At 68.3% G+C, this 13,289-nt stretch carries 10 protein-coding genes; 4 read left to right on the top strand and 6 right to left on the bottom strand.

Annotated elements, in window-relative coordinates; genetic code table 11:
- Positions 1-4: 4 nt before the first annotated feature.
- Both L1Z78_RS08355 and L1Z78_RS08350 read left to right on the top strand, forming a co-directional pair.
- A complete protein-coding gene (locus tag L1Z78_RS08355) occupies positions 5-4,537 on the top strand; it encodes a choice-of-anchor U domain-containing protein (RefSeq protein WP_234641066.1) in 4,533 nt (1,510 codons plus the stop codon).
- A 211-nt stretch (positions 4,538-4,748) separates the two neighbouring features.
- A complete protein-coding gene (locus L1Z78_RS08350) occupies positions 4,749-5,468 on the top strand; it encodes a Crp/Fnr family transcriptional regulator (protein WP_234641065.1) in 720 nt (239 codons plus the stop codon).
- 4 nt (positions 5,469-5,472) lie between these two features.
- Here the strand turns inward: L1Z78_RS08350 and L1Z78_RS08345 are convergent, their stop codons facing one another.
- Positions 5,473-6,744: an amidohydrolase family protein gene (locus L1Z78_RS08345; protein ID WP_234641064.1), complete on the bottom strand. Its 1,272-nt coding sequence runs from the start codon at positions 6,742-6,744 to the stop codon at positions 5,473-5,475.
- 63 nt (positions 6,745-6,807) lie between these two features.
- Entirely contained in the window at positions 6,808-7,047 is a 240-nt protein-coding gene (locus tag L1Z78_RS08340) for a hypothetical protein (protein ID WP_234641063.1), read from the bottom strand.
- 289 nt (positions 7,048-7,336) lie between these two features.
- Here L1Z78_RS08340 and L1Z78_RS08335 point away from each other — a divergent pair, with 289 nt between their 5' ends.
- Positions 7,337-7,762, top strand: a complete 426-nt coding sequence (locus L1Z78_RS08335) for a DUF5131 family protein (protein ID WP_234641062.1) — start codon at positions 7,337-7,339, stop codon at positions 7,760-7,762.
- A gap of 530 nt (positions 7,763-8,292) precedes the next feature.
- The gene (gene xth / locus L1Z78_RS08330; protein WP_234641061.1) at positions 8,293-9,069 is read left to right on the top strand and encodes an exodeoxyribonuclease III; all 777 of its coding nucleotides are present in this window, start codon (positions 8,293-8,295) and stop codon (positions 9,067-9,069) included.
- A 28-nt stretch (positions 9,070-9,097) separates the two neighbouring features.
- Here the strand turns inward: xth and L1Z78_RS08325 are convergent, their stop codons facing one another.
- The 4 genes from L1Z78_RS08325 to L1Z78_RS08310 form a co-directional block, all read right to left on the bottom strand.
- Positions 9,098-9,817 carry a hypothetical protein gene (locus L1Z78_RS08325; protein ID WP_234641060.1) on the bottom strand — a complete coding sequence of 240 codons (720 nt, stop codon included), beginning with the start codon at positions 9,815-9,817 and terminating at the stop codon, positions 9,098-9,100.
- 216 nt (positions 9,818-10,033) lie between these two features.
- On the bottom strand, positions 10,034-11,593 hold the full coding sequence (gene ntrC, locus L1Z78_RS08320) for a nitrogen regulation protein NR(I) (protein WP_234641059.1): 1,560 nt from the start codon (positions 11,591-11,593) through the stop codon (positions 10,034-10,036).
- 45 nt (positions 11,594-11,638) lie between these two features.
- A complete protein-coding gene (gene glnL / locus L1Z78_RS08315; protein WP_234641058.1) occupies positions 11,639-12,715 on the bottom strand; it encodes a nitrogen regulation protein NR(II) in 1,077 nt (358 codons plus the stop codon).
- A gap of 30 nt (positions 12,716-12,745) precedes the next feature.
- Entirely contained in the window at positions 12,746-13,252 is a 507-nt protein-coding gene (locus L1Z78_RS08310; protein WP_234641057.1) for a hypothetical protein, read from the bottom strand.
- Between the last annotated feature and the right edge of the window lie 37 nt (positions 13,253-13,289).

Raw genomic sequence — 13,289 nt, 5'->3', positions numbered from 1 at the left:
CACCATGCGCAGTCCTATCGCGGCCCTGGCCCTGTCGTCCTTCATCGCGGGGGCCCAGGCCGATCCCCTGGTCCAGCGCGAGTTCTCCGGACGCGACAACCGCTTCATCGAAATGCCCGGGGCCGGCTTCCGGGCCATGGCAGGGGGCCGGCACATCCGCTTCGATGCGCAGGGCATGAGCATCGACCTGCCGGAGCAGGCCGCCACGGCCGTGCAAAGCCAGGCGTCCGGTCTGTCGGCCACGGCCCGCAGCCTGAGCGTACGGCCCTCTTCCCGATTGCGATACAGCTTCGAGGGCGGCACCTCCTCCGCACCCCAGGGCGTGCGTCCCTCTGCCACGCTCTACCACTGGCTGGTCGGCCAGGCCTCCGAATGGCGCACGGGCCTCAGAAGCTACGGCGCGCTGGGCTACCGCGGCGTCTGGCCCGGCATCGATGCCGTCTTCCAGGGCGAGCCCGGTGGCTTCAAGTACCAGTTCGAGCTGGCACCCGGCGCCGATGCGGCGCAGGTCTGGTTGCGCGTGGAAGGCGCCACCGACGCGCGCATCCTGCCTTCTGGCGCGCTGGAGTGGAGCCTGGGCGATGGGCATTTCACCGATGACGCGCCCCTGGTCTACCAGATGCGGGGACAGGCCCGTGTGGACGTGCCGGCCAGCTATCGCCTGGAGCGGCTGGACGCCAGCACCTGGCGCGTGGGCTTCACGCTCGGCAGCCATGACAAGGGTCTGCCCCTGGTCATCGATCCGGCCTGGACCGGCTACTCGGGCCTGGTGGGCGGCAACTCCGCCGACCAGGTCAACGCCGTGGTGCGCGATGGCGACGGCAACACCTATGCCTGCGGTGTCACGCGCACCAATGCAGGTGGAATCAGACGCGACGAGGATGCCTTTGTCGTCCGGTTCGCAGCCAATGGCACGCCGCAGGCCGTGACCTATCTGGGAGGAAACGCAGACGATGCCTGCAACGGCCTGGCCATCGACTTCGCAGGACGCATCCTGCTGGCGGGCGGCACGGAATCGCTCGACTTCCCCCTGCGGGGTGCGGACGGCAACGGCGGCCTGCGCCGCAGCAAAAGCACGCAAGACCGCGATGCCTTTGTCGCGCGACTGGCATCGGACGGCGCCAGCATCGACTATTCGGGGCTTGTGGGGGGCAGCGGCGATGACCAGGCCAACGGCCTGGCCGTGGATTGGCAGGGCCGTGCCTATGTGACCGGCTTCACCGCCGGCAACGGCTTTCCCGCCGTCAACGGTCCTTCGCTGACCCACGGCGGCGGACCGGCCGGATCGGAAGGACTGGACGCCTTCGTGGCCCGTGTCGATGCCCTTGGCACCCGCCTGGAGTATGCCGGCTATCTGGGTGGCGATGGCGGCGCCGACATCGGCCATGCCATCGCGGTGGATGGCAATGGCAGCGCCTATGTGGTCGGCGCCACGGACTCGTCGGCCGGCCTGCCGGCCGTGGGCGGATTCCGCACACAGACCAATGCACGCGACACGGATGCCTCCGATGGCTTCGCCGCCAGGATCAGCGAGGATGGAAGGTCCCTCGTCTACTTCACGCTGCTGACCGGCGCCGCCCCCGGTGCGGACAGGGCCCTGGCCCTGAGCCTGCTGCCTGGTGGATCGCTGCTGGTGGGAGGCGAAACCGAGTCCGAAGCCTTCCCCGCGGACAATGGCGGCGCACGCCATGGCGCGGGCCCGCAGACCACGCGCGGCGCGGGCATGGACGGCTTCCTGCTGCGGCTGGGGCCCGGGGGTGACCAGGTGCCGGCGGCCACCTATCTGGGCGGCGGCGGCTACGACAGCGTGCAGGCCGTGGCCAGCGATGGCATGGCATGGTATGCCACGGGCAGCACCAGCAACGGCACCGGATTTCCAACCCGGCAGCAAAGCGGCCTGTCCGTCAGCCCGGCGGGCAAGCAGGATGGTTTCCTGGCCAGGATCGATGCCGCGACCCCGGCCAGCTGGAGCTATGCGGGATTCCTGGGCACGTCCGAGAACGATGCCATGCGCAGCCTGCATGCCGCCACGGTGCAGGGCTGGACCATCCTGTCCGTGGGCGGCGCCACGACGACCGCCGGACTGTCCGATGGCCTGGTGCTGCGCATCGACCCCTTCGGTCCGCCCGCAGCCATGGTCATACAGTCCGGCTCGGCACAGTCCACCCGCATCCGGCAGCCCTTCGCGCAACCGCTGTCGGTACTGGTCACGGATGTCGACGGCCAGCCGCTGTCCAACATCGTGGTGAGCTTCACCGCTCCGGCATCCACGGGGGCATCCACCACGTTTGCCACGACGGCCACGGCCACCACCAATGCATCCGGCATCGCATCGCTGCCCGCCGTGGCCAACCAGTTTGCCGGCAGCTATGCCGTGACCGCCGTGGCCGGATCGGCCCAGGCCACGCTCTCGCTGACCAATGACAAGGGCACGCAGGACACGCTGGTGGCAAGCGCCGCCCAGCCGACCCTGCCCTACGGCGGCAACACCACGCTCGGCGCCAGCGGCGGCTCGGGCACGGGCGCCGTCAGCTATGCGGTGACGGCGGGCGCCGCCAGCTGCGCCATCGTGGACAACACCGTCACGGCCACCGCCGTGGGTAGCTGCACCGTCACCGTCACCAAGGCCGGGGATGCCAACTACCTGGCCGCCACCACCACCATCGACCTCTCGGTCGTCAAGGCCCAGCAGCCCGCGCTGACGGCCACGGCCACGCCTGGCACGTTGCCGGTGTTCGGCACGGCGGCGTTGTCGACCTCCGGCGGGGCCGGGTCCGGCGCCGTGGGCTTCGCCATCACCGACGGCGCGGCGTTCTGCTCGGTCAACGGCACCACGCTCACGGCCCAGGGCACGGGCTCCTGCACCGTGACCGCCACCAGGCTCGGTGATGCCAACTTCCACGATGCCATCGCGGCCACCGTGGTCACCGTGACGCCCGCCGCCCAGTCGCCGTTGAGCGTGCAGGCCGCGCCATCGACCGTGGCCTACGGCAGCACGGCCACGCTGGGCACCACGGGAGGATCGGGCAGCGGCGCCGTCTCCTACCAGGTCACGGACGGCGCCGCGTTCTGCTCCCTGGCGGGAGACCAGTTGAGCGCGACGGGCGTGGGCACCTGCACCATCTTGGCCACCAAGGCCGGCGATGCCAACCACCAGGCCACCAGCGCCAGCATGCTGTTCACCGTGACCAGGGCGGCGCAGGCGACGCTGTCGGTGCAGGCCGTGCCTGCGGCCATCGCCTTCGGCGGCAGCTCGCAACTGGGCACGGCGGGCGGCTCCGGCACGGGCAGCGTGAGCTACGGCGTCAGCGGGCCGTGCAGCATCGTGGGCACCACGCTCACGGGCACGGGCGTAGGCGCCTGCACGGTCACGGCCACCAAGGCCGCGGACGCCAGCTACGAACAGGCCAGCGCCACCACCTCGGTGACCGTGTCGCAGGCTTCCCAGGCCCTGCTGTCCGTGGTGGCCACGCCTTCCAGCATCACCAAGGGTGCCACCAGCACGGTCATGGCCTCGGGCGGCAGCGGCACCGGCGCCGTCACCTACGCGCTGACCTCGGGCGCAGGCAGCTGCTCCCTGGCGGGCACCACGGTCACGGGCACGGCGGTGGGCAACTGCACGGTGACAGCCACCAAGGCGGCGGATGCCAACCATGCCGAGGCCACGGCCTCGACGCAGATCGTGGTCGGCAAGAGTGCGCAGAGCATCAGCTTTGTCTTCTCCAGCCTGCGCTACCTTCACCCCCAGGCCCTGTCCCTGGCCAGTGCCGCCCAGGCCAGCTCCGGACTGCCGGTGAGCTTCAGCAGCCTGACCAGCCAGACCTGCGTGGTGGCCGGGTCGTCGCTGCGGATGATGGCCCAGGGACAGTGCACGGTGCGAGCCAGCCAGGCCGGCGACGCCGAGTACGCGGCGGCAGCGCCAGTGGATCAGAGCTTCATGATCGAGCTGCCGCCTCACTCGTCCGGTACCGTACAAGGGGCCATAGGGGGTGTGACAGTCACCGCACAGATCGCCACGGGCAGCCCCTGGGTCTTCACCCCCTCGGGCACAGGCCCCTCGCAGACTGCCGGATTCATCGCGCTGCAAGGGCACGCCAGGTCCCCCGCAGATGCCCCCCCCGCACATTTGCGGTTCCCCCTGGGCCTGTTCGATTTCACCGCAATGAACGGCGCACCAGGATCGGCCATGAGGGTCACGCTGACCTATCCGGACAGGCTACCTGACGGCGCCCAGTACTGGAAATACGGCCCCACGACCGACAACCCTTCGCCGCACTGGTACCGTTTCATGGGGGCGCAGTTCTCCAACAACACCGTGACGCTGACCATCGAGGACGGCAAGCACGGTGACGACGACATGGACGTGAACGCCTTCATCAGCGATCCGGGCGGCGTTGCCGTGATGGCCGCGGCTGCCGGTGGCACCCCGGCCGCCATTCCCGCGCTCTCCCTGTGGGGCCGGTGGTTGCTGGTGGTGCTGATGGCGGGTGCCACCGCCCTGGCCATGCGCAGCCTCCGCCAGCGTCGGACCCGCTGAGCGGATCGGTCGCGCGCAGGGAAGGCCCTGGCAGCCTCCCTGCGTGCACGGCTTTCAACACCGCCGAGGAACGCGCCGGCTACCGCGAAACATGGCGCGACGGGCGCGAGCGTGCCACGGGGCCGCCATGTGGCGTCCGACCATGGATCCACGCTCTAAAATCGCCACCGATTGGAGACAACCGGTTTTGCCAACCACTACCCAAGAGCCCATGCTCACCCCCGCCGAGCGCGAGGCCATCAACACCGGCCCGTGGTTCAACAGCCTCTCGCCCTCGCTGCGCCACGACATCCTGCGCCAGACCACCGTGAAGCGGCTCAGGGACGGGGCGCTGATCTATGCACGCGGCGATGAGCCGCATCGCTGGTATGCCTGCGCCCAGGGGGCCGTGCGCATGAGCTCCACCAGCCTGTCGGGGCGACAGACCACCCTGGCCTATGTGGAGCCCGGCGCCTGGTTCGGCGCCATGTCCGTCTTCCTGGACGAGCCACGCACCCGCGACGCCCACGCCCATGGCGACACCACGCTGCTGTGCCTGGACAAGGACCGCTTTCACGCCCTCCTGACCGCCCATACCGGGTTCTATGACGCGCTGCTGCGCCTGCAGGCACGGCGCATCCGCCAGACCTACAGCCTGGTGGAAGATCTCAACACCCTGCCGCTGCGCGCACGCCTGGCCAAGCAGTTGCTGCACCTGTCGCGCAGCTATGGCACGCACACGCTGGACGATCCGCGCGAGTTGCGCATCGGCCTGCAGCTGGTTCAGGAGGAGCTGGCCCAGCTGCTGGGCGCCTCGCGCCAGCGCGTGAACCAGGAACTCAAGCGCATGGAGCGTGACCATTGCATACGCGTGGATCCCCAGGGGCTGGTGATCCGGGACCTCGCCGCATTGCAGTCCATCGTCCGCGAAGCCAGCCTGGCGGGCGCCTGAATGTTCACCTGCGCCAGTCGGTCTGCGCCGCACGCCCGGGCAGATGCAGCGTGGCCGTCGCGGCCGGCGTCTCGGCCAGCAGCCGCCCCTTGCGAAACACCTTCAACCGGGTGGCGCGCAGCCGGATCGCCTCGGCCACGTCACCGGCCTGCAGCAGCACGAAACTGGCCTCGCAGCCGGCCGCGAGGCCGTAGCCGTCAAGGCGCATGACGCGGGCCGCGCGCGTGGTCACGGCCTCGAAGCAGTCGCGCAGGCCGTCCTGGTCCGTCATCTGCGCCACGTGCAGGCCCATGTGGGCCACTTCCAGCATGTCGCCCGATCCCATGCCGTACCAGGGGTCCATCACGCAGTCGTGGCCGAAGGCCACGTTGACGCCGGCGGCCAGCAGCTCGGGCACACGCGCCATGCCCCGGCGCCTGGGATAACTGTCCTGGCGTCCCTGCAGCGTGATGTTGATCAGCGGGTTGGCCACCACACTGACGCCGCTCTCGGCGATCAGCGGCAGCAGCTTGCTCACGTAGTAGTTGTCCATGCTGTGCATGGAGGTGCAGTGCGAGCCATTGACGCGGCCCTGCAGCCCCAGGCGCTGGGCCTCGAAGGCCAGGGTCTCGATGTGGCGCGACAGCGGATCATCCGACTCGTCGCAGTGCATGTCCACCGGCAGGCCGCGCTCTGCCGCCAGCTCGCACAGCAGGCGGACGCTGGCCGCGCCCTCGGCCATGGTGCGCTCGAAGTGCGGGATGCCACCGACCACATCCACCCCCTTGTCCAGCGCGCGCCTGAGGTTCTCGACGCCGCCCGGGCTTCGCAGCACGCCGTCCTGCGGAAAGGCGACCAGCTGCAGGTCGATGAAGGGCGCGACCCGGCGCCTGACCTCCAGCAGCGCGTCCACCGCCAGCAGGCGCGCGTCGCTGGTGTCCACATGGCTGCGTATGGCCAGCAGGCCCTTGGCCACCGCCCAGTCGCAATAGGCCAGCGCACGCTCGATGAGCGCCTCGGCCGTGAGCAGGGGCTTGAGTTCGCCCCACAACGCAATGCCTTCGAGCAGGGTGCCGCTCCGGTTGACGCGCGGCAGGCCGTGGCTGAGCGTCGCGTCCATGTGGAAGTGCGGATCGACGAAGGGCGGTGCAACCAGCTGATGCTGCGCATCGACGACCACATGGGCGGGCGCCACAAGGCCGGGCGTGACCTCGGCGATGCGCTCGCCCTGCACGGCGATGGACATGTCCTGCCGCCCATCGGGCAGCGTGGCGTGGGTGAGGAGAAGATCGAGCATGGGCGTATTCTGGTCCAGGGCCGGGGGACGTTGCGGTTCGGCGCTGGCCCTTGCGACACTGCTTCACGAGGCCAGCGTGATGGCACGGCACCCTTTCAACAGCCCCGCACGCCCCAGCGCGAATGCCTCGGTGCAGACGCTGGCCACGCGCCGCACCAATGGCGCCACGGATAAAAGCCATCGCGCGAGATCTCCATCATCGAGCGAATGCAATACGGCCTGCGTATTTTCACCGGCCACGATGACGGAGGCGGTGAGCGACACGGCCAGACGCAGGAGCATGCCCGGGAAATCGCGCACCACGCACACGCGCCTTCTGCAGGCCCAACGCGCGGACTTCCTCCCGCGCCTAGAGCGCGAGGCCCGAGCGGCCGTAGCCAGCACCATCGAAGCAGCAGCGGCCAGGCATCTCGCAGAAATGCGGCTGGCGGCCGACGTGGACGCCATTCGGCGATCAGGCACCTGGCTCATCGGCGTCGATATGGCTTCAGGGCCGGACACCAGCCATGTATGGCGGCTGCCATGACGCAGCCGCGCGCATCCATCAACCAGCCCCGCCCTTGAGCGGGGCTTCTCATTTCTGGAGAGCCACATGGCCGAAAACACCAAGATCGAATGGGCAGACCACACCTGGAATCCCTGGGAGGGTTGCCAGAAGGTCGGGCCTGGCTGCGACCACTGCTATGCCGATACGCGCAACGCGCGCCTTGGCGATGGCCAGGCCGTGAACTGGGGCCCAGGCGCGCGGCCCATGCATCCAGACCGGGCCAGCAGCCTGCGCGACCAGTGCAACGCTGCCGGCGTGCCCTTCCTGTTCAAGCAATGGGGCGAGTGGCTGCCCGCCAAGGAAGGCCGCAGCGTCACTGGCAAGACCCTGGTGCTGGAGGGTGCCGCGCCCTTCACCTCGCACTCAGAGTGGCACGCCTTCCCTGACGGCCAGCAACTGGCACGCATCGGCAAGAAGGCCACAGGCCGGCTGCTCGATGGCCGCACCTGGGATGGCGTCCCTGCGCCGTGAGTGCGCCCGTCAACTCCTGGGAGACAGCCGACAAGGCCTACCAGGCACACCACTTCGCCTGCCCCCCGTGCTGCTCCGCTGGCGCAATGCCGGGGCATCAGGGACGCAGCCCCGAAGGGCAGACGCTCTGGACCCAATACCTCAATGCCGGCGATCCACCGCACTTCACATGGCTGCGCCAGCGCCAAAGGACACGAACATGAGAACGCAACCCACCAACACCATCGCAGCCGAGTTGCCACCTGCTCACAAGATCAGCACGGCATGCGCCAAACTGGATATTTCCCGCGCCACAATCTACCGGATGGCAAAGGCTGGACAACTGGAGCTTATTCGCGTCAGCAAGGGAGCTACGCGAGTCACGGACGAAAGTCTCCGCAGAGTTCTCAATGCGAGGCAACCGGCCCCTGAGCCGTGCCCGCGAGGTTGACCGAGTGACGTGCTTTTTTTTGGGTAGCTAGATGGGTAGCTAAAACCAAAAAAGCAAAACACCTCACACAACCAATTGATCTAAAAAGGATATTTCAGATATGAAAATCGCGACGTGGAATGTCAACTCCCTTTCCGTGCGCCTGCCCCAGGTGCTGGCCTGGCTGGAGGCCAACCCTGTGGATGCGCTGGGCCTGCAGGAACTCAAGCTGACTGACGACAAGTTCCCGCTGCAGGCTCTGGAGGCCGCCGGCTATCACGCGGTCAGCCATGGCCAGAAGACCTACAACGGCGTGGCCTGGCTGTCGCGCACACCGGTTCGGGACGTGGTACGCAACATCCCCGGGCTCGATGACGATCAGGCGCGCATCATTGGCGCCACCACCGACTCCCCTTTCGGCCCCGTGCGCCTGATCAACGGCTATTTCGTCAATGGCCAGGCGCCGGGCACCGACAAGTTCGCCTACAAGATGCGCTGGCTGCAGGCCTTGCAGGATTGGGTGCGAGGCGAAATGGCGGCCCACCCGCGCCTGGTGCTGGTGGGCGACTTCAACGTGGCGCCCGAGGACCGAGACTCCTACGATCCCGTCGGCCTCAAGGACACGATCCACCATACGGTCGAAGAACGCGCCCATTTCCAGGCGCTGCTGCAACTGGGACTGACCGATGCCTTCCGCATGTTCGAGCAGCCGGACAAAAGCTACTCCTGGTGGGACTACCGCATGCTGGGCTTCCAGAAGAACAGGGGCCTTCGCATCGACCATATCCTGGTCAGCGAAGCCCTGCGCGGCAGCGTCACGGCCTGCTCCGTGGACCGTGCGCCACGCAAGAATCCGCAGCCCAGCGACCATGCGCCCGTGGTGGTGACGCTGGCCTGAGCGCCCCGAGCGCCATCCGCCAGCGCGGCTACAGCATGTAGCGCCTCAGCCAGTGGATGGCTTCGATGTGGCCGCGCAGCATCAGGGATTGGCGATGCAGGGTTTCGCTCAATGCCCGGGGCAGGCGTGATTTCTCGGCCTCCTCATAGGCACTGAGCCATTGCTGCTGGCAGATCTCGGCTTGGTCCAGCACATAGTCCGCGCCCTCGCGCCGCCCCAGCAGCCCGTCCCAGAAGGCGTTGCGCTTGAGCGCGGCCCGGCTTTCGCTGGCGGGCAGCACCGCGCCGCCGCTGGAGCCGATGGCGCGCTCCAGGTCTTCGACGAGGATCTGGCTCGCATTGAAGTGGCGCGCCAGCACCTGGCCTATCAGGCCCTGCGGCATGGGCTCCATGCACTCGCCTAGCCGGGCATGGGCCTGTCGGCCCAGTGCCAGCACGGCATTGAGCAAGGCCGTGGTCTGAAGGCCCAGGGACGTGGGCAGGGGTTGTACCGGGATTTGCTGGCGGGCCTGCAGCCAGGCGGCCTGCACGGCATCCCGCACCTGGGTCCAGTGCAGCAGGCTGCTGCCCCGCACGCGCTCCCAGCATTCTTCCAGCCGGGCTTCCACGGCCGCGAAATCCTGCTGTGCGTACTGCTTGCTGAGCGCAGCCTCCCTGCCCAGAGCGTAGGCGGGCCGGTACTGGTCATAGCCCCGGCCGGAAACGAAATAGGGCTCCAGGAAGTAGCGGCCATGCCAGTAGGCATCCACCGGTTCCGTGGGCCTCGGCAATGGGACGCCCTGGCGGCCGGGCTTGGCCTTCCTGGGCCAGAAATGAGAGAGAACTGTAGGCACGGCGGGTCGGGACGCAAGCCCTTCCAACGAAGATGGCTCATTGTCCCGAGTCCCTGGAGACGTGATCGTCAGCCCCTCCTGCGCGACCCTGTAGGAGCCAGCCCCTTGCCGTGGCAGGGGCCGACGGGCCGCCTACTCGAAGGCGTCCTCGTCCATGCCCAGCTCCTGCAGCTTGCGGGTGATGGTGTTGCGCCCTATGCCCAGGCGTTGCGCGGCCTCCACCCGCCGCCCATGGGTGACGGCCAGGGCCGATCGGATCAATTGCGCCTCGAAGCGCCGCGACAGCTGGTCCCAGACCTCGCCATGCCCGTGGACCTGGGTGTGCTCCAGCAACTGGCGCGCCTGCTGGCCCAGCAGGTGGACCCAGTCCGCATCGCCAACACCCTGCGCCAGATCATGGGCCGGGGCCGGAGGGTGCATGCCAGGCATGGCGCCACGACCGCCTTCGTCGGGCGGCGCCGAAGGCGCGGCTGCCAGGGCCGCGAGCGCTGCGCCACTGCCCACCGGGTGCGGGGCCTCACCCAGCACCTCGGGAGGCAGGTCCTTGAGCGAGATCACCTGGGCCGGCGCCATCACGGTCAGCCAATGGCAGATGTTCTCCAGCTGGCGGACGTTGCCGGGAAACGCGAAAGCCTGCAGCCGCTGCATGGCATCGACGCCCATGCGCTTGGGCTCGACACCGAGCTGCCGCGCGCTTTGCTGCAGGAAGTGGCGCGCCAGCATGGGCACGTCCTCGCTGCGTTCGCGCAGAGCCGGCAGGCGCAGCCGGATGACGTTGAGCCGGTGGAACAGATCCTCGCGGAAGGCGCCGTTGCGCACACGCTGCTCCAGGTCCTGATGGGTGGCAGCGATGACACGCACGTGGGCTTTGACGGCCTGGTGGCCACCCACGCGGTAGAAATGCCCGTCCGACAGCACGCGCAACAGCCGCGTCTGCAGATCGAACGGCATGTCGCCGATTTCGTCGAGAAACAGCGTGCCACCCTCGGCCTGCTCGAAACGACCGCGCCGCTGGGTCTGGGCCCCGGTGAAGGCACCTCGCTCATGTCCGAACAGCTCGGATTCGAGCAGGTCCTTGGGAATGGCCGCGGTGTTGATGGCCACGAAAGGGCCTCCCGCCACGGGCGAATGCTTGTGCAGCGCCCGCGCCACCAGCTCCTTGCCTGAGCCGGATTCGCCCGTGATCAGCACCGTGACCTGGCTCTGGCTGAGACGGCCGATGGCGCGAAACACGTCCTGCATGGCGGGCGCCTGGCCCAGCATCTCGGCCTGCAACGGGGCCTGGGCCTCGGCCACATCCTCGCGCAGGCTTTCCTCGACGGCACGCCGGATCAGTTCCACGGCCTTGGGCAGGTCGAAGGGCTTGGGCAGGTATTCGAAGGCTCCGCGCTGGAAGGCCGATACGGCGCTGTCCAGGTCGGAGTACGCGGTCATGATGATGACGGGCAGGCCGGGCTGCTGGGCACGGATCTGCTCGAGCAGCTCCAGCCCCGAGCCACCGGGCATGCGGATGTCGCTGACCAGCACCTGGGGGGGCTGGCGCGCCGGGTCGCCGGCATCGACATCGGACAGTGCCGTGAGCACATCGCGGGCCTGGATGAAGCTGCGCGTGGCCCAGCCTTCCCGGCCCAGCGCCTTTTCCAGCACGAAGCGGATGGAAGGGTCATCATCCACGATCCAGATCGGTTTCATTGGTGGTGCGTCCTTCCCTTGTTGCAATGTTGATTTCCGGGGGCCTCAAGGCAGGGGGATGAGGATGCGGAAATCCGTGCGGCCCGGCTGGCTTTCACATTCGATCAGCCCCTGGTGGCGCTGCACGAAGGTCTGCGCCAATGTCAGCCCCAGTCCCGAACCGCCATCCCTTCCCGATACCAGCGGATAGAAGATCCGCTCCTTGATGGCATCGGGAACGCCTGGCCCGTTGTCGATCACATGCAATTCCAATGCCAACCGGTAGCGTTGGCGGCCGAAAGTGACCTGGCGGGCCACGCGGGTACGCAAGATGATTTCCGCATCACCCGCGGCGATGCGCTCGTGCAGGGCTTGCGCTGCGTTCTGGACGATGTTGAGCACGGCCTGGATCAGCTGGGCGCTGTCGCCGCGGAACTCGGGGATGGAGATGTCGTAGTCGCGCGTGATGGCCAGCCCCGAAGGATGCTCGACCAGCACCAGCGATCGCACGCGCTCGCAGACTTCGTGGATGTTGACATCGCCCACTTCGTGCGGATGGCGGTGCGGGGCCAGCAGCCGGTCCACCAGCGCCTGCAGGCGGTCGGCTTCATGGATGATGACTTCGGTGTACTCGCGCAGCTCGGGCGCGTCCAGATCCATCTGCAGCAGCTGCGCGGCGCCACGGATGCCGCCCAGGGGGTTCTTGATCTCGTGGGCCAGGTTGCGGATCAGTTCCTTGTGTGCCTGGGCCTGCTCGCGCAGACGCTCCTCGCGGTCCTGCCGGGCCTGCTGTTCCAGCGGCCAGAACTCCACCAGGACATGGCCAGGCCGCTCGGCCAGGGAGACGGTGACATGCACGGGAAGCGCATCACCGGCCACGCGGTGCAGGCTGGCCTCGAAGCGCAGCGCCGCGAAGTCGTTGTCCTGCGCGCCGCGCAAGGCCTTGTCCAGCAGGGATGGTTCGGTGAAGCAGGCCGCCAGTTCACTGCCTTCGAGCATGCGGCGCGACAGGCCCAGCGCATTCTCCAGGGCCGCATTGGCGAACAGCACGGCACCGCGCTCGTCGAGCACGGCCATCAGCGTGCACAGCAGATCAAGGGCCTGGTAGGACGCCGGGGCCGCCGGTCTGAGACCCTCGGTCATGACAAGGTGCTCCCGGCCCGCGCGGGGCCGTCAGTTCTTGGGAAGCCGGTCCAGTTCACGCCGGATGCCGGCGACATCGCCTTCCTGGCGGGTGATGCTGCTCTTGAGCTGCTCGACGCGCTCCTGGTAGCCCTGGGGATTGCGCAACTCCAGTGCGGTGCGCTGCGGATTGCCATCGTTGTACTCCTGACGCAGCTGTGTCAGCTTCTCCTGGGCACGGGCCAGCTCGCTTTCCAGGATGGTCCGCGCATCGGAGTCACGGGCCCGCTGGGCGCTGCTGTTGACCTTGGCCGGCGCGGGCGATCCCGCCGCCGGGGCCGCCGTGCCGCGTGGCGCCTGGCTGCCGCCCGAGGCCGCGGCCGGCTTGCCGCCGCCATGGATCACGGTCACATGCCCGCCGTCCACCGGCTTGCAGCCCTTGGCCTTGGCCTGGCTGGCATTGTTGGTGTACTCGTTGCCGCACCGGTAGATCACATCCTGGGACCAGGCCCCCACCGACAGCAGGGGAAGCAGCAGTGACACAAACAGTTTCTTCATTCCATTCCCTCGGATAGCCAGGTCGGAAGGGCCCGGC

The sequence above is a fragment of the Delftia tsuruhatensis genome (genome assembly GCF_903815225.1).
GTDB classification, from domain to species: Bacteria; Pseudomonadota; Gammaproteobacteria; order Burkholderiales; family Burkholderiaceae_C; genus Comamonas; species Comamonas tsuruhatensis_A.
The sequence above is the reverse complement of the archived record's forward strand: the minus strand, read 5'-3'. Positions and strand labels throughout refer to the sequence as shown.